Annotated in this window: 12 protein-coding genes and 6 pseudogenes; 8 read left to right on the forward strand and 10 right to left on the reverse strand. The window is 74.5% G+C overall.

What is annotated here, in order from left to right; translation table 11 throughout:
* Positions 1 to 5: 5 nt before the first annotated feature.
* The 3 genes and pseudogenes from WKH84_RS07565 (at position 6) to WKH84_RS07575 (ending at position 2,499) form a co-directional block, all read left to right on the forward strand.
* Positions 6 to 925 (forward strand): annotated as a pseudogene (locus WKH84_RS07565) (ABC transporter ATP-binding protein).
* Entirely contained in the window at positions 910 to 1,326 is a 417-nt protein-coding gene (locus WKH84_RS07570; protein WP_341856181.1) for a hypothetical protein, read from the forward strand. Before WKH84_RS07565 ends, WKH84_RS07570 begins: the two are co-directional and overlap by 16 nt.
* A gap of 243 nt (positions 1,327 to 1,569) precedes the next feature.
* Positions 1,570 to 2,499 carry a hypothetical protein gene (locus tag WKH84_RS07575; protein WP_341856182.1) on the forward strand — a complete coding sequence of 310 codons (930 nt, stop codon included), beginning with the start codon at positions 1,570 to 1,572 and terminating at the stop codon, positions 2,497 to 2,499.
* Between the two features lie 388 nt (positions 2,500 to 2,887).
* Here WKH84_RS07575 and WKH84_RS07580 read toward each other — a convergent pair whose 3' ends face one another.
* The 9 genes and pseudogenes from WKH84_RS07580 to glmS all read right to left on the reverse strand — a co-directional run bounded on the left by WKH84_RS07580 (position 2,888) and on the right by glmS (position 10,233).
* A complete protein-coding gene (locus WKH84_RS07580; protein WP_341856183.1) occupies positions 2,888 to 3,175 on the reverse strand; it encodes a GNAT family N-acetyltransferase in 288 nt (95 codons plus the stop codon).
* A 375-nt stretch (positions 3,176 to 3,550) separates the two neighbouring features.
* Positions 3,551 to 4,294 carry a tRNA (adenosine(37)-N6)-threonylcarbamoyltransferase complex dimerization subunit type 1 TsaB gene (tsaB, locus tag WKH84_RS07585; RefSeq protein ID WP_341856184.1) on the reverse strand — a complete coding sequence of 248 codons (744 nt, stop codon included), beginning with the start codon at positions 4,292 to 4,294 and terminating at the stop codon, positions 3,551 to 3,553.
* Positions 4,294 to 5,025, reverse strand: coding sequence for a tRNA (adenosine(37)-N6)-threonylcarbamoyltransferase complex ATPase subunit type 1 TsaE (gene tsaE / locus WKH84_RS07590; protein ID WP_341856813.1), 732 nt, complete (start codon positions 5,023 to 5,025; stop codon positions 4,294 to 4,296). Before tsaE ends, tsaB begins: the two co-directional genes overlap by 1 nt.
* Positions 5,022 to 5,555 (reverse strand): alanine racemase C-terminal domain-containing protein, encoded by a 534-nt coding sequence (locus tag WKH84_RS07595; protein ID WP_341856814.1) that lies wholly within the window; start codon positions 5,553 to 5,555, stop codon positions 5,022 to 5,024. The genes tsaE and WKH84_RS07595 overlap by 4 nt, the downstream gene beginning before the upstream one ends.
* A gap of 70 nt (positions 5,556 to 5,625) precedes the next feature.
* Positions 5,626 to 5,838: pseudogene (locus WKH84_RS07600) on the reverse strand (alanine racemase); the annotation flags it as partial.
* Positions 5,801 to 6,196, reverse strand: coding sequence for an alanine racemase (locus WKH84_RS07605; protein ID WP_341856185.1), 396 nt, complete (start codon positions 6,194 to 6,196; stop codon positions 5,801 to 5,803). The gene WKH84_RS07605 and the pseudogene WKH84_RS07600, both read right to left, overlap by 38 nt.
* Complete coding sequence (locus WKH84_RS07610) at positions 6,193 to 7,740, reverse strand: NAD(P)H-hydrate dehydratase (RefSeq protein ID WP_341856186.1); 1,548 nt, start codon at positions 7,738 to 7,740, stop codon at positions 6,193 to 6,195. The genes WKH84_RS07605 and WKH84_RS07610 overlap by 4 nt, the downstream gene beginning before the upstream one ends.
* A gap of 3 nt (positions 7,741 to 7,743) precedes the next feature.
* Positions 7,744 to 8,199 carry a holo-ACP synthase gene (locus WKH84_RS07615; RefSeq protein WP_010550270.1) on the reverse strand — a complete coding sequence of 152 codons (456 nt, stop codon included), beginning with the start codon at positions 8,197 to 8,199 and terminating at the stop codon, positions 7,744 to 7,746.
* Positions 8,200 to 8,362: 163 nt separating this feature from the next.
* Positions 8,363 to 10,233 (reverse strand): annotated as a pseudogene (gene glmS / locus WKH84_RS07620) (glutamine--fructose-6-phosphate transaminase (isomerizing)).
* A gap of 329 nt (positions 10,234 to 10,562) precedes the next feature.
* On the opposite strand from glmS, the pseudogene coaA reads away from it, so the two are divergent.
* A pseudogene (coaA, locus tag WKH84_RS07625) lies at positions 10,563 to 11,521 on the forward strand (type I pantothenate kinase).
* Between the two features lie 48 nt (positions 11,522 to 11,569).
* Here the strand turns inward: coaA and glmM are convergent.
* Positions 11,570 to 12,916, reverse strand: a pseudogene (gene glmM, locus WKH84_RS07630) (phosphoglucosamine mutase).
* A gap of 1,204 nt (positions 12,917 to 14,120) precedes the next feature.
* Between glmM and WKH84_RS07635 the strand changes: the two are divergent.
* From WKH84_RS07635 to WKH84_RS07650, 4 genes and pseudogenes are all read left to right on the forward strand, one after another.
* Positions 14,121 to 14,387 carry a hypothetical protein gene (locus WKH84_RS07635; protein WP_341856187.1) on the forward strand — a complete coding sequence of 89 codons (267 nt, stop codon included), beginning with the start codon at positions 14,121 to 14,123 and terminating at the stop codon, positions 14,385 to 14,387.
* Between the two features lie 5 nt (positions 14,388 to 14,392).
* Entirely contained in the window at positions 14,393 to 14,959 is a 567-nt protein-coding gene (locus WKH84_RS07640; protein WP_341856188.1) for a hypothetical protein, read from the forward strand.
* Between the two features lie 235 nt (positions 14,960 to 15,194).
* The gene (locus WKH84_RS07645; protein ID WP_341856189.1) at positions 15,195 to 15,464 is read left to right on the forward strand and encodes an SNF2-related protein; all 270 of its coding nucleotides are present in this window, start codon (positions 15,195 to 15,197) and stop codon (positions 15,462 to 15,464) included.
* An 11-nt stretch (positions 15,465 to 15,475) separates the two neighbouring features.
* Positions 15,476 to 15,808 (forward strand): annotated as a pseudogene (locus WKH84_RS07650) (SNF2-related protein); the annotation flags it as partial.
* Positions 15,809 to 15,825 lie beyond the last annotated feature (17 nt).

Genomic DNA, 15,825 nt, shown 5'->3' on the forward strand with positions numbered 1-15,825 from the left:
ACCGCATGCACAGCAACCCCTCCCTCCCCTCCCCTCCTCCCGTCCCGGGGACCGCCCCGGAGGCGGGAGGGACCTCGGCGCCGCCCCCGGTCCACCCCTCCGGGACCGCCGAGGCGCCTGGCCCTCTCGCCGGTGCCGCCGCCCCGGTCTCCGCCGAGGCCTCGGTCCCGAGCTCGACCGCGCTGTCGATCCGCGGGGCGCGCAAGTCCTTCTCCGGCACCGAAGTGGTGCACGGCCTTTCCCTGGACGTGCCGCAGGGCTCGTTCTACGGGATCGTCGGTCCCAACGGCGCCGGCAAGACCACCACCCTGTCGATGGCGACGGGCCTGCGCGGCCCGACGACGGCACCGCGCACGTGCTCGGCCACGACATGTGGGCCGAGCCGCAGGCGGCCAAGGCGCGCCTCGGCGTCCTCGCCGATGGGTCGCGCACCTTCGACCGGCTCACCGGACGGGAGCTTCTGACCTACGTCGGCCTGCTCCGCGGGATGGAGCCGGCCGTGGTCGAGGAGCGGATGGAGTCGCTGCTGACCGCGCTCGACCTCGCGGGCGAGGACGGGAAGCTGGTCGTGGACTACTCCGCCGGCATGACCAAGAAGATCCTGCTGGCGAGCGCCCTCTCGCACGCGCCGCGCCTGCTGGTGCTCGACGAGCCGCTCGAGGCCGTCGATCCGGTCTCCGCGCAGGTGATCCGCACGATCCTCACCGCGTATGTCGAGGGCGGCGGCACGGTCGTGCTCTCCAGCCACGTGATGGAGCTGGTCGAGGGGCTGTGCGGCCACGTCGCGATCATCGCCGAGGGGCGGCTGATGGCCGACGGCACCCTCGACCAGGTGAGACAGGGCGGCGACCTCGTGCAGACCTTCATCGACCTCGTCGGCGGCGGGGACGTCGCGGAGGGGAGCCTGTCGTGGCTGGAGTCCTGAGCACCGAGCACGCACGGACCGCGGCCGCGCAGGACGTGCGCCACGGCGAGATCCGCGGACGCGACCTGGTGCGCCTGCGGCTGAAGCTGAAGTGGACGCTGTGGAAGCGGTCCTATCGCAAGAACGTCGGCAAGATCATCGGCACCTCGATCGGGGTGCTCTACGGCCTGGGCGGCCTGGCCATGCTGGTCTTCCTGTTCCTGGGCACCACGCTGTGGGCCGGGGAGGGAGAGCTGTTCCCGCAGATCGTGCGCGGCCTCGGCGCCGTCACCGTGCCGCTGTGGTTCCTGATCCCCGTCCTCGCCTTCGGGATCGACGACACCCTGGATCCGCGTTCGTTCGCCCTCTTCCCCCGCGGCGCGAGGGAGCGCAGCCGGGGATGTTCGCGGCGGCCGCGCTGAGCCTGCCGAGCCTCTTCACCCTGCTCGCGCTCGCGATCGCCACCGCCTTCGAGTCGCTGTGGCTGGTGCTGTTCGGGCAGGGCGCCGGGTGGGTCGTGCTCGGCGCCCTCGCGCTGATCCCCGCGAACCTCGCCGGCCTCGCGCTGTGCCTGCTCGCCGCCGCGGGCCTGGTTCGCGCACTCCGCCGCCCGGGCCTCGAGCCGCAAGGGCCGGGAGCTCGGCGGGATCTTCGGCTTCCTGGGGATGTTCGTGGCGATCTACGCCTTCTCGCTCTCCGCCCAGCGCATCGAGGACCTCGACATGCTCTGGGTGCGCGAGCAGCGCCGGTGGCGACCGAGGTGCTCGCCTGGATGCCGCTCGGTGCGCTGTTCTCCGTGCCGATGGATCTCGCCGAGGGCCGTGTGCTCGCGGCGCTCGCTGCGCGCCCTGATCGGCGCGGCGACGATCGTGCTGGTCTGGCTGTGGTGGAGGCGCTCGATCGATCTGTCGATGACCTCGGCGCTGACCGGGGACGCCTCCTCCGGCCAGGCGAAGGTCTCCCCGCTGGTGCCGCGCTTCGTGCCGGCCGGTCCCTTCGGCGCCGTGATGGGCAAGTCCCTGCGCTACTGGCGACGGGACACCCGCTATCTCGCCGCCCTCGGCATCTACCCCGTGGTGATCGTGTTCTTCGTGGCGATGGGGCTCATGGTCCCCGAGGCCCGGACGTTGATGCTGGGCATGGCCGTGTTCATGTGCGCGATGACGGGGCTGAGCATCTCCAACGAGATCGGCTTCGACGGACCGTCCGGCTGGGTCAACATCGTCGCCGGCGCCCCTGCCCGCGCCAACCTGCTGGGCCGCATCGCGGCGATGGCGGTGCTGATGATCCCCGCGGTCGTGGTGATCACCGTCGCTTGGCGCCTGCCGCTGCTGTACGGACTGCCGGAGCTGATCCCCATGACCGTGCTCGGCTCGCTCGGCGCGATGATCTCCGGCTGGGGCACCTCGATGGTGGTGGGCGTCTTGCTGCCCTACCCGAGCTCTGCCCCGGGCACCAACCCGATGAAGGACAAGTCCGCCTCGAGCTCGAACGCCATGCTCTCGATGGCGATCTCGATGGTGACGGTGTTCGTGCCGATGCGCCGCCGCTGGGTCTCGGCATCTGGGGCGCGATCGCGGGGAACCTGGCGCTGATCACCGGGGCCGGCGTGCTGGCGATCGTGATCGGCGTGGCGGTCTTGCTGATCGGTCTGCGCATCGCGACGGTCCGCCTGGACGCGCGCTACCCGGACATCTTCCAGAAGGTCCGCGACCACGTCTGAGCCGGGCCCCACCAGCCCGGGCGCCGGGCCCCTGCCCGGTCCCGCTCCGGCCAGCCGCATGTCAGCTCTGCCCACCCTGACCCGACCGGCCGCGCACACTTCTGCGCTCTGTGCGTCACCTCGACCCCGTAGGGGAGCTGAGGTCACGCACAGAGCGCAGTTGTCTGCACCATCGCCCGGACATGCCAAGGCGTGGCCGGGCAGATCAGGCCGTCGGCCGGGGTCGGGCGCCTGACCTGCGCCGGAGTGGAACGGCAGGGTCAGGCCGACGGGCCGCCGGGGGCGGCGAGGTCGCGCTCCATGACCAGGGCGTCGATGCGTCGGCCGCGGATCCGGTAGTAGCCGCGGCGCCGTCCGATCTCGCGATATCCCGCGGCGGCGTAGACGGCGCGGGCGCGGGTGTTGTCCTCGCGGACCTCGAGCGGCATCCGCTCGGCGCCGCCGTCCCGGGCCTGCTGCTCGCACCAGGCGAGCAGGGCGCGACCGATACCCTCCCCCTCCCGGCGGGTGCCGATCGTGTGGAGGTCGGCGAGGTCGCCGGCGAGCATGATGCCGGCATAGCCGAGCGGCGCACCGCCGACGGCCGCGGCGGCAGGGGCCCGGTCGATGCCGAGGGACCGGCCATCGGGGCGCGGAGCGGATCGGCGCGGCGAGCCGACCCGTCGGCGCCGGTGTGCGGCCTGGCGGTGCTGGTGTCCGGCCCGTCACCGCCGGTGGTCGACGATGCGGCCGCGCCCTCGACCGCGACGACGTAGCGGCGGTCGGGATGCTCGATCTCCTCGGCGAGCTGGAACACACTCCAGGCCTCGTCGGGAAACAGCTCGAGCTCGGCGAAGGCGATCTCCTCGACGTCCTCGAGGGTCGCGGGGCGCAATGACCAGGTCGCGCCGGCCGTGCCGTCGGCCCCGTCGGGTGCTGTCACCTCAGCGGCCGAGCGCGCTCTTGCGCGCGGTGGGCTTCGCGGCGTCGGGCTCGCGCAGGTACATCGGCTCGGTGCTGGTGAGGTCCTCACCGCGGGCGGCGAGGGCGGAGGCGGCCAGCAGCAGGTGCCCGGCGTCGACGTGCTCGAGCTCGGCGGTGGCGGGCAGCGGCTCGGGGTAGAGCGCGGTGCCGGAGCCGACGAGCAGGTCGCGACCGGTCAGCTCCGCGGCGACCTCGGCCGGGGCGTCGACGGCCGGCTCCGCGATCCGGAGGATCTCGCCGCCGGCCTCGCGGCGATAGCGGGCGTGGTAGACCTCGCGGCGGCGCGCGTCCAGCGCCACGCCGACGGTGACAGGGCCGCGCTCGGCGGGCACGGCGGCGAGCGCCTCGTGGGCGAGCGCGTCGAGGGAGCTCAGCCCGTGCAGGGGCACGCCGAGCACGGAGGCGATCGAACGGGCGGAGACGAGCCCCACGCGCAGGCCGGTGAAGGGGCCCGGGCCGCGGCCGACGACCACGCCGGTCAGCTCTCCGCGGGTGACGCCGGCGACCTGCAGGGTCTCCTCGACCAGGGCGAGCGGCACCTCGTCGTGGTGGCGGGAGCGGTGGTCGGAGCGGACGGCGAGGATCTCGAGCGCGGCGCCCGATCCGTCTGCGGAGCCGGCGGACGGGGCGGCGGCTCCCGCGGCCAGCTCGCCGCGCGCGACGGCGACGCTCACCGCGCCCGAGGTGTCGATTCCCAGCGGCATCAGCGCTCTCCCTCGGCGGTGTCGGTGGTCGGGCGGGCGGAGGCCGGCCCGTCGGCGGTCGAGGCGGTGGAACCCGGCCCGTCGGCCGTGGTGGTCGACGCGGCGGTCGGCCCGGACTCGGCGGGCTCCGCCGTGCCGTCCAGCCCGGCCACCGCGGCGAGCGCGGCCTCGAGGGCGGCGATCGCGGCGCCGTCCCAGCGGGGGCCGCGCGGGGTGAGCCGCGGCGTGCGGGGCTCGTCCGGGTCCAGCGGGTCGTCGACCCGGTCGGGACGCTCGAGCTCGACCAGCGGCACCGAGTCGGCGAGGTGCTCGACCCGGTCCCTGCCCCACTCCACGACGGTCACGGCGCGGTCGAGATCGGCCTCGAGGTCGAGGTCGTCGATCTCGCCCTCGCCGCCGAGGCGGTAGGCGTCCACGTGCACGAGGTCGGGGCCGCCTGCGAGGTTCGGGTGGACCCGCTCGATCACGAAGGTGGGCGAGGCGACGGGGCCGCGCACGCCGAGGCCGGCGCCGAGCCCCTGGGTGAAGGTGGTCTTGCCGGCGCCGAGCGGTCCGTCGAGGACCAGCAGGTCGCCGGGCCGCGCGACGTCGGCGAGCGCGCCGGCGAGAGCGCGGGTGCCGTCCGCATCGCGGGTGCGCGAGACGAGGGCGCCGTCGGGCTCCCCCGCCGTGCCGCTCGCGCCGCCGGGAGCGCTGGTCCTGCCGGGGCCGGTCCTGTCCGCGGCGCTCATGCGCGCACCTCCCGGGTGACGCGTCCGGAGACGGAGGTCAGCACCTCGTAGGGGATGGTCTCCGCGGCGCGGGCCCAGTGGTCCGCGGTCGGGGCGGAGGGGGCGTCGGGCTCTCCGCCCGCATCGCCGAACAGGACCACCTCGTCTCCGGCGCGGGCGGTGGTCTCGGGGCCGAGATCCACCACGATCTGGTCCATGCTGATACGGCCCACCTGGGGGACGCGGCGGTCCCCGCTCTGGGTGCGCACGAGCACGTCGATGCTGTCCGAGGCGGTGCGGTGGAGGCCATCGGCGTAGCCGATCGGCACCAGGCCCAGGGTCGTGGAGCGGCTGGTGCGGTGCATTCGGCCGTAGCCGACGCTGTGCCCCTCGGGCACCTCCTTGACCAGCGCGAGCCGGCTGGAGAGGGTCATCGCGGGACGCGACGGCACGTCGGCCGGGACCGGCGGATAGCCGTACAGCGCGATGCCGGGACGCACGATGTCGCGGTGCAGGTCGGGGCGGGTGAGGGTCGCGGCGGAGTTCGCCATGTCTTCGCAGCGGGATCGGTCCCACCTCGTCCTCGAGCGCCTCGCAGGCCGAGTCGAACAGCTCCGCCTGCTGATCGGTGGCGGGGCCCTCGGGATCCTCCGCGCTGGTCAGATGGGTCCAGGCGGCGGTGAGCTGGAGGAAGTCGTCGTCGCGGATCGCGACGCCCATCTCCCGGACCTGCCAGGGCGGCACGCCGTTGCGGCCCATGCCGGTGTCGAGCTTGAGGTGGACGCGGGCGCGGCGGTCAGCCTCGCGGGCGGCCGCGGCGACGAGCTGCAGCATCTCCAGGGAGCCGACGGCCACGTCGACGCCGGAGCGCGAGCACCTCGGGCGGCACGATCCGCGCGGTGTGCGGCTCGTACAGCCAGGTGAGGATCTGCGCGTCGAGGTCCGCGCGGGCCAGCGCCAGGGCGCTGGCGGGGTGGGCGACACCCAGCCAGGTCGCGCCGCCCTCGAGCGCGGCCCGGGCGGCGGTGAGCATGCCGTGCCCGTAGCCGTCGGCCTTCACGACCGCCATCAGCGCCGTCTGCTCCTCGAGGAGGGTCCCCAGCGCCCGCGTGTTCTGCGTGATCGCGGAGGGGTCGATCACCGCCCGGTTGGGCACGTGCCGTGGGTCCTCGGCAGGGATCGGGATGGTCATCGGGCTCCTCGGTTCAGGTCCTGGGCGTCCGCCAGGATAGTCCCGATGGCCTCCGGCAGAGAGTCCGCGACGTCGAGGGCGACCAGGGGGTGCAGTCCGTCACGCGAGGCGAGGCGCCCGGCGCGGCCGTGCAGCGGCGCCGCGAGCGCGGCGGCGTCAGGGCCGGGCAGGCCCGCGGCGAGCAGGGTGCCCAGCACCCCGGCGAGCACGTCGCCGGTGCCGGCGGTCGCGAGCTGGGGCGTGGCGTCGTCCTGGGAGCGCAGCGGCCCGCCGTCCCCGGGGGCGACGAGGGTGATCGCGCCCTTGAGCGACGGCACGGTCGCGCCCGTCGCGGCGGCGAGCGCGTGAGCGAGCTCGGGGGCGGGCAGATCCGGGTCGACGTCGAGGCGGCGGGCGAGGCGCTCGGCCTCGCCGCGGTGCGGGGTGAGCACCACATCGGGGGCGAAGCGGGCACCGGGGCCGATCGCCCCGAGCGCGCCCGCGTCGAGCACGCCCCGGCGCGGCGCGGCCGACGGCACGTCCATCTGCCCGGCCAGCGGCGCGACGCCCCGGCGCACGCGCGGGTCGTCGCTGGGCAGGCCGGGGCCGATCACGACGGCATGGGTGCGGGCGAGGGTCTCGTCGTCCAGCACCCGGCCACCGGCGCGACCGGGGCCGACAGGATGGCCGACGGTCTCGGGACGGGCCCGCATCACCAGGTCGAGCACGGCCTGCGGGGCGAGGCAGCGGACCATGCCCGCCCCGGTGCGGGCGGCGCCGGAGACGGCGAGGACCGCGGCGCCGGGATACTGCTCGCCGCCGGCGGCGAGGGCGACCACGCCGCGGCGGTACTTGGTGGAGTCTCGGCCCGGGCGCGGCAGGAGGGCGCGCACGTCGGCGTCCTCGAGCCGCTCGACCGCCGCACGGGCGGGGAGGTGCTCGTCCAGGCCGAGAGCCACCAGGTGCACGGTCCCGGCGAGCTCGGCGCCGCCGGGCAGCAGCAGTCCCGCCTTCACGGCGCCGAAGGTGACGGTCTCCCGGGCCCGGAGCGCCTCGGGGGCGGCCTGCCCGGTGGTGGCGTCGACGAAGCTCGGCAGGTCCGCGGCGAGGACGGGCACGCCGCTGTCCCGCACCGCCTCGAGCAGGGGAAGGAGCTCAGCGGGCGCCTCGGGGCGACCGCCGATCCCGAGGATCGCGTCGATCACCAGGTCGGCGCCGCTGAGGAGGCGGGCGAGGCGCTCCTCGTCGAGACCCGCGAGGGGGTGGAGGGCCCCGCCCGCCGTCTCCAGCGCAGCGGCCCCCTCCTCGTGGCGGCGCGGGGCGGTGGTGATCGCGTCGGCGGCCAGGGAGTGCTCGCGGCGCAGGATCGCGGCGGCGTGGAGGCCGTCGCCGCCGTTGGAGCCCGCCCCGGCCAGGACCAGCACCTGCGGGGCGAAGGGCGCCGAGCGCAGGTGGTGGACGGCGCGCTCGGCCAGCGCCGCGGCGGCCCGGAGCATGAGCGGCTCCCCCGCCTCGAGCAGGGGCCGCTCGGCCTCGCGGACCGCCTCGGCGCCGTGGGCCCGCAAGCATCACAGGCTCCTCGGGGCGGAGGCGCGCTCGGCGACGACGATCGCGGTCGCGATCGCGCCGTCGTGCGAGAGGGAGAGGTGTAGGTGCTCGACGTCCTGCCGCTCGGCGGCAGCGAGGGTCGCGCCCCGCAGACGCAGGTGGGGGCGCCGGCCGGCGGCGCGCTCGACGGTCACGTCCTGCCAGGAGAAGTCGCCGGGCGCGCCGAGGGCCTTGCCCACCGCCTCCTTCGCGGCGACCCGCGCCGCGCGCGAGGCCGGCGAGAGCTCCCGCTCCCCCGGGGTCAGGAGACGGTCCAGCAGGGCGGGGGTGCGGGAGATCATCGCATCCAGGCGCGGGATGTCCACGACGTCCACTCCGACGCCGACGATCGTCCCGTCCTCCCGCGGCGCGAACGCCCGGCCCCCGAAGGTCTCGTCGGGGCCGGGCGTCGGGGTCGCGGTGGGAAAGGTGCTCACAGGGGCAGTATCACACCACCGGCCGCTTCGCGGGGCGGGGCGGCCGGTGGTCGACGGCGCGAGGCGCCCGGAGAGGTGCTCCTGCGCAAGCGGAGAGGCCCGTCGGACGCGCGATCCCGACGGGCGCGCTCACCCGACGGGACAGCTCATCCGAGGCGGCGGGTCACTCGACGGTGACGGACTTCGCGAGGTTGCGGGGCTGGTCCACGTCCAGGCCCTTCGCGGTCGCGAGCTCGCAGGAGAAGATCTGCAGCGGGATCACGGTCAGCGGCGCCGCGAAGAGGGTGCGCGTGGCGGGCACGCGGATCACCTCGTCGGCGTAGGGCGGCACCGCGTCGTCGCCCTCCTCGGCGATCACCAGGGTGCGCGCGCCGCGGGCGCGCACCTCCTGGATGTTGGAGACGACCTTGGAGTGCAGGGAGTGGCGGCCGCGCGGGGAGGGCACGATGACGAACACCGGTCGCCCCTCCTCGACCAGGGCGATCGGGCCGTGCTTGAGCTCGCCGGCGGCGAAGCCCTCGGCGTGGATGTAGGCGATCTCCTTGAGCTTGAGCGCGCCCTCCATCGCGGTCGGGTAACCCACGTGACGTCCCAGGAAGAGCACGCTGGTGACGTCCTTCATGTCCTTCGCGAGTCTGCTCGACCTGCGCGGAGCTGTCCAGGACCTGCTGGATCTGCGCGGGGATCTGCTCGAGATCCTCCATCAGCGCCGCGATCTCGTCGGGGAAGAGGTTGCCGCGCACCTGGGCGAGGAACAGGCCCAGCAGGTAGCTCGCGACGATCTGGCCGAGGTACGCCTTGGTCGAGGCGACCGCGATCTCGGGGCCGACGTGCAGGTACAGCGCCGCGTCGGACTCGCGCGGGATGGTGGAGCCGCGGGTGTTGCACAGCGCGATCACCTTCGCGCCCTGCTCGCGGGCGTGGCGCACCGCCATCAGGGTGTCCATCGTCTCGCCGGACTGGGAGATCGCGACGACCAGGGTCTTCTCGGTGACGACCGGGTCGCGGTAGCGGAACTCGTGGGCGAGCTCGACCTCGGTGGGGATGCGGCACCAGTGCTCGATCGCGTACTTCGCGACGGCGCCGGCGTTCGCGGCGGTGCCGCAGGCGATCACGACGATCTTGTCGATGCCGCGCAGACTCGAGGGGTCGATCTCCATCTCGTCGAGCCGCAGGGTGCCGTTCTCGAGGCGGCCGCGAAGGGTGTCGGCGACGGCGCCCGACTGCTCGTGGATCTCCTTGGCCATGAAGGAGTCGTAGCCGCCCTTCTGCGCGGCCGCGGCGTCCCACTCGATGGTGTAGCGCTTGGCGTCGGTGACCTCGTTGCCGTCGAAGTCGACGATCGCGACCGAGTCGGCGGAGACGGTGACGACCTGGTCCTGGCCGATCTCGAGCGCCTCCTTGGTGGAGTCGACGAAGGCGGCGACGTCGGAGCCGAGGAAGTTCTCGCCCTCGCCGAGGCCGACGACCAGCGGGGAGTTGCGGCGAGCGGCGACGACGACGTCCGGCGCGTCGCGATGGACGGCCAGGAGCGTGAAGGCGCCCTCAAGGTTCGCCGCGGTGCGGCGCATCGCCTCGGTGAGGTCTCCGGCGGCCTCCATCTCGCGGGCGACCAGGTGCGCGGCGGCCTCGGAATCGGTCTCGGAGGAGAAGGTGAAGCCGTCGGCCTCGAGCTCGGCGCGCGCCGCGGCGAAGTTCTCGATGATGCCGTTGTGGACCAGGGCGAGCTCGCCGTCACGGCCGCCGAGGTGGGGGTGGGCGTTGCCGTCCGTCGGGCCGCCGTGGGTGGCCCAGCGGGTGTGCGCGATGGCGACGTGCCCCGTGGACTCCGCGGAGCCCTCGAGCGCCTCGCGGAGGTTCGCGAGCTTGCCGGCCCGCTTGGTCACGCGCACGGCGCCGTCGTCCAGGACGGCGACGCCCGCGGAGTCGTAGCCGCGGTACTCGAGGCGGGCGAGGCCCTGAAGGGCCACGTCCACGGGACGGGAGAAGGGTCTTCGCGGCACGGGGGCCTGCGTATCCGACGATTCCACACATGCCGCTCACCGTAGCTTTCCGCATCCCGCACGACGCCGTGCACGCAGGATCCGAGCGAGTCGTTCCTCACCTCGCAGCCCCTCACCGCGCAGGCGTGGCCGAGCATGCACGGGACCGATCAGAAACGCGCAGACGGTCGCACGGGCGCGCTGGTCACCCCGCCGCGTCCTCTGCATCCGGTCGTGCCGTCGGCCAAGGCCGAGCAGGGCGACGGGCTCTGCCGGCGCGGGCGCCGGGCCCTGCCGGGGCCGCCGCCTGGAGCGGCTCCGCCCGGCGGGTCGACGCACCGCAGCACGGCTCGGCGCCGGAATGCTGGAAGAATCTCCCGCATGAAGGCGGCATCGGCGCACGCCACGGTCACCCCGTTCGAGGAGATCCTGCGAGAGGACTGGGCCCGGCTCTCCCAGCAGACCCCGCCGCCGCTGAGCGAGGAGGACGTGGACCGCCTGCGGGGCCTCGGCGACCGGGTGGACCTCTCCGAGGTCGACGCCGTCTACCGCCCCATCTCGCGCCTGCTGAACATCCAGGTCGCGGCCGCGCAGTCGCTGCGACGGGCGCGGGAGGAGTTCCTGGACCAGCGCCAGCGGCCGCACCCCGTACATCATCGGCGTAGCCGGCTCGGTGGCCGTGGGCAAGTCGACCACCGCGCGACTGCTGCGCGAGCTCATGGCCCGCTGGCCCGAGACCCCGCGCGTGCGGCTCGTGACCACCGACGGCTTCCTGTACCCCAACCGGGTGCTCGAGTCGCGCGGGATCATGCGGCGCAAGGGCTTCCCGGAGAGCTACGACCGGCGCCGTCTCTTGCGCTTCGTGGCGGACGTGAAGGCCGGGCAGGAGCGGGTCGAGGCGCCGGTCTACTCCCACCTGACCTACGACATCCTGGAGGACGAGAAGGTCGTGGTGGAAGCGACCGGACGTGCTCATCGTCGAGGGCCTGAACGTGCTCCAGCCCGCCCGGCCCCGCCGCGACGGGCGGCTCGGCATGGCCGTCTCGGACTTCTTCGACTTCTCCATCTACGTCGACGCGCGGGCCGAGGACGTCCAGCGCTGGTACGTGGATCGCTTCCTCGCGCCGCGCCGCACCGCGTTCTCCGACCCGCGCTCCTACTTCCGCCGCTACGCCGACCTCACCGACGAGGAGGCCGCGGCGACCGCGCAGCGGATCTGGAGCTCGATCAACGGCCCGAACCTCGCCGAGAACGTGATCCCCACCCGCGGCCGTGCCGACCTCGTGTTGCGCAAGGACGGCCAGCACCGGGTCCACTCGGTGTCGCTGCGGAAGGTCTGAGTCCGCGGGGGCCAGGGACGTGCGCGTCGGCCCCGCCCCGGGCGGGGCTCAGAGGCCGACGCGCTCGCGGACCACGACAGCGAGGCGCTCGGCCACGGCGGTGGCCTGCGCGTCGGTGGGGGCCTCGACCATCACGCGCACGACGGGCTCGGTGCCGGAGGGGCGCAGCGAGCACCCGGCCGGTCTCCCCGAGCTCCTTCTCCGCCGCCGCGATCGCGTCGCCGACGCGGCGGTCGATGGTGGCCTTGGCCTTGTCGACGTCCTTGACATTGATCAGCGCCTGCGGCATGCGGCTCATCACGGACTTGAGCTCCCCGGCGGTGCGGCCGGTCTCGGCGATGCGCTGGAGCAGGTGGAGGGCGGTGAGCTCGCCGTCGCCCGTGGTGGCGTGCTCGGCGATGATCACGTGGCCGGACTGCTCGCCGCCGATGGAGAAGCCGCCGAGGTTCATCTCCTCGAGCACGTAGCGGTCGCCGACGGCGGTCTGCCCCAGCACGATCCCGTGCTCCTTCATGGCGAGCTTGAGGCCGAGGTTGCTCATGACGGTGACGACCAGGGTGTCCTCGTGGAGCTTGCCGCGCTCCTTGAGGTCCAGGGCCAGGATCGCCATGATCTGGTCGCCGTCGATGATCTCCCCCGCCGCATCGACGGCGAGGCAGCGGTCGGCGTCGCCGTCGAAGGCCACGCCGATGTCGGCGCCGTGTTCGCGCACCGCGGCCTGCGCGGCTCGAGGTGGGTGGAGCCGACGCCGTCGTTGATCAGACCGCCGTCGGAGCAGTCGCCGATCACGTGCACGGTCGCGCCGGCGCGGCGCGGCGCCTCGGGGCCGGAGATCGCGGCGGCGCCGTTGGCGCAGTCGACGACGACGGTGAGTCCCTCGAGGGAGCGGTCCAGGGTGCCTACGAGGTGGGTCACGTACTCCTCGATCGCGCCCTCGTAGCGGGTGATGGTGCCGACGTCGGTGCCCTGCGGGCGCTCCCACTGCTCCCCGAGGCGGGCCTCGATCGCATCCTCGACCTCGTCGGGCGACTTGGTGCCGCCGCGGGCGAAGAACTTGATGCCGTTGTCGGGGGCGGGGTTGTGGGAGGCGGAGATCATCACGCCGAGGTCCGCGCCCGTGGACTGCACGAGATAGGCGAGGCCCGGCGTGGGCGGCACCTCGGCGTCGAGCACGTCCACGCCCGCGGAGGCGAGGCCGGCGCTGACCGCGGCGGCGAGGAAGTGCCCCGAGGGACGCGTGTCGCGGGCGACGATCGCGCGGGGGCGGGTGCCGCCGAAGGCGCCGAGCGTGCCGAGCACGTGCGCCGCGCCCACGGACAGCTCGACCGCGAGCTCCGCGGTGATGTCGTCGTTGGCGCGTCCGCGCACTCCGTCGGTGCCGAAGAGTCGTGCCACGGGGGTCTCCTAGGAAGTGTCGGGGGTGGTGTTGCTCCCGGGTCGGGATCGACGGGGCCGACGGGCTCGTCGATGCCGCGGCGACCGGGAGGACGCTGTGAGACTACCCGCTGAGGGTCGTGATTCCGGTGAGATCCCTCGTGCGCGGGGTGCGGCGCGGGTTACGTTGGCGGGATGTCCCCAACGGTCCTGCTCCCTCGACTGCTGCCCTCCGCGATCAGCCACCACGTGGGCGATCGCACGGCGGGCAGGAGCCTCGCCGCCGCGCGCGGCGGGAGCGTGGGCGCCGTGGACTGGGACGAGGCGAGCTCGACCCTGTCGGCCCAGGTCACGGACACCGACGGCGCCCGGCATCACACCGAGGCGGTCCTGACCGAGTACGAGGAGGACGCCGTCTCCCGCCGCTTCCAGACCCCGGGGCCGGGGGGCTGTGGCGACCGCTCTCCTCGCGCTGCGACTGTTCGGTGGGCGAGGCATGTCTGCACGTCGGAGCGCTGCTGTACCGGACCAACGACCTCGCCGTCCGCGCCGCGCGGGAGGAGCCGCCCGCGGAGTGGCGCACAGTGTTGCGTCCCCTGCTGAGCTCCCGCGCCTCTTCCGCGCGGTCCGGGACCGTCGCGAAGCCGCTCGCGCCGCGGGTGGATCTCGAGGCGGCCACCTCGGGCACCGGCACCTCCCGCCACCACCGCGAGGTCGCCACGCCCGCGCATCTCGCCGCCGGCGCCGATCTCTGGCTGGGCCTGCGCCCCGTGACCCGCGGGCGCAAGGGCCTGTGGATCAAGGGCGACCTCTCCTGGCGCGGCTTCGAGTTCCGCCTCGCGGGCCGCGAGTACGACCCCGCCCAGGGCGAGGCGCTGACCAGGATCTTCGCGGCCGCCTCGGTGGAGCGCTCCTACACCTCCGGCGCAGTCGACCACCTGTGGCTGAACACCATCACCTCGCCCCTGCTGTGGCAGGCGCTCGCCCATGCGCTGGACGCGGGGGTCGAGGCGCTGCCCGGCGGCGGCCTGGCCGCGATCTCGCTCGCGCGCGACGGTGAGGCGGGTCTGGACCTGCGGGCGGTCGGCGCCGGCGCGGCCGACGAGACCGCCGACGGAGCCGCCGACGGCGGGGAGCCGTCCGCCGACGAGGACCCCTCGGGCACCTCCGCGGACGGGGGCGCCCCGGACGACCCCTCCGCCGGGCACTCCCCGCCGACGCCCAGGTGGAGAGCTCCACCGGCGCCCTCGAGGTCGCGCCGCGCTTCGCGATCGACGGCCTCGAGACGGAGCACGGCCGGCCGCTCGGCGGCGCCGGGGTGCTCGAGGCGCTCCCCGCGGACGAGGAGCCGCTCACCGCCCGCATCGCCCCGCTGCCCGCCGCAGTGCCGCGCGACCTGCGCACCCTCCTGCACCGTCGGGAGCCGGCGCGCGTCCCCGCCGCGGACCGCGAGGCGTTCCTCGAGGTCGCCTACCCGAAGCGCGCGCGCTGAGCCCCATGACCAGCCTCGACGGCGGCGTCGTCGCCCTGCCGGCGGCCCGTCGGCCCGCCCTCCACCTCGAGGCCGCCTACGCCGACGGGGACCGGCTCGCCCTGCGCTGGTCCTGGCGCTACCACGACCCGGACCGGCGCCTGCCGATCGACCAGCGCCAGGGCGCGCACCGCGACACCGTCCACGAGGACGCGGTGATCGCCGAGGCCATGACCCTGTGGCCCCACCAGCCCAGCGACGCCGCCCAGCTCCTCTCCGGCGTGGACACCGCCGAGTTCACCGCCCACGTGCTCGATGCGCTGGACGCCCTGGACCATGTGGAGGTCGAGGTCACCGGCACCCGCCACGCCTACCGCGAGCTCGACGGTGCCCCGCAGGTGCGGATCACCCAGCACGCCTCCCCCGGCAAGAACGACTGGTTCGACCTCGGCTTCGACATCACCGTCGAGGGCCGGCAGATCCCCTTCCCGAGCCTGTTCGTGGCGCTCGCCCGCGGCCGGGACAAACTGCTGATGCCGGACAAGACCTACTTCTCCCTGGACCACCCCGCCTTCGACGCGCGCGCGAGCTGATCCGCGAGGGCGAGGCGCTCGCGGAATGGGAGCCCGAGGTCCAGCGGATCTCGAAGTACCAAGTCGACATGTGGGACGAGCTCGCCGACATCGCCGACCAGACCGAGGCGAGCGCGGAGTGGACCGCGGTCGTCGACCCGCGCGCACCCTCGAGCACCGTCCCGCGCCGCCGCGCCCCGCGGCCTGCAGGCGGAGCGCGCGGCCCTATCAGCGTGAGGGCTTCGCGTGGCTGGCCATGCTGTTCGACCAGGGGCTCGGCGGGGTGCTCGCCGACGACATGGGCCTGGGCAAGACGGTGCAGACCCTCGCCCTGATCGCCCATGCCCGCGAGCAGTCCCCGTCGGCCCCGCCCTTCCTCGTCGTCGCCCCCGCCTCGGTGCCGCCGGTGTGGCGCCGTGAGGCCGAGCGCTTCGCGCCGGGGCGCGCGTGCGGGTGCTCGAGGGCACCTCCGCCTCCCGCGGCCGCGCCGCCGAGGAGGACCTCGAGGGCGTGGACCTGGTGGTGACCAGCTATGCGGTGCTGCGACTGGACGAGGAGCTGTTCGCCTCCCGCCGATTCCAGGGCTTCGTGCTGGACGAGGCGCAGTTCGTGAAGAACCGCCGCTCCCGCACGCACCTGGCGGCGAAGCGGGTGCGCGCCGGCATGCGCCTCGCGATCACGGGCACCCCGATGGAGAACTCCCTGGACGACCTGTGGGCGATCCTCGACCTGGTCGCGCCGGGCCTGCTCGGCACCGCGATCGGGTTCCGCAAGCGCTTCACGCTCCCGATCGCGACCGGCGAGGCGCCGCAGCGGATGGAGCGACTGCGCCGTCGGATCCGCCCCTTCCTCGCGCGCCGCACCAAGGAGCTCGTCGCGAAGGAGGC

It is taken from the genome of Brachybacterium sp. GPGPB12, from assembly GCF_038396325.1.
In the GTDB taxonomy this organism is placed as follows: Bacteria; Actinomycetota; Actinomycetes; order Actinomycetales; family Dermabacteraceae; genus Brachybacterium; species Brachybacterium conglomeratum.

What these genes read in the sequence shown, in the direction of transcription:
- WKH84_RS07575 (WP_341856182.1), top strand. Translation starts at nt 1,570, where the DNA reads ATGTTCGTGGCGATCTACGCCTTCTCGCTCTCCGCCCAGCGCATCGAG.
- WKH84_RS07580 (WP_341856183.1), bottom strand. Translation starts at nt 3,175, where the DNA reads ATGCTCGCCGGCGACCTCGCCGACCTCCACACGATCGGCACCCGCCGG.
- tsaB (WP_341856184.1), bottom strand. Translation starts at nt 4,294, where the DNA reads ATGCCGCTGGGAATCGACACCTCGGGCGCGGTGAGCGTCGCCGTCGCG.
- tsaE (WP_341856813.1), bottom strand. Translation starts at nt 5,025, where the DNA reads ATGAGCGCCGCGGACAGGACCGGCCCCGGCAGGACCAGCGCTCCCGGC.
- WKH84_RS07595 (WP_341856814.1), bottom strand. Translation starts at nt 5,555, where the DNA reads ATGGCGAACTCCGCCGCGACCCTCACCCGCCCCGACCTGCACCGCGAC.
- WKH84_RS07605 (WP_341856185.1), bottom strand. Translation starts at nt 6,196, where the DNA reads ATGACCATCCCGATCCCTGCCGAGGACCCACGGCACGTGCCCAACCGG.
- WKH84_RS07640 (WP_341856188.1), top strand. Translation starts at nt 14,393, where the DNA reads ATGACCAGCCTCGACGGCGGCGTCGTCGCCCTGCCGGCGGCCCGTCGG.
- WKH84_RS07645 (WP_341856189.1), top strand. Translation starts at nt 15,195, where the DNA reads ATGCTGTTCGACCAGGGGCTCGGCGGGGTGCTCGCCGACGACATGGGC.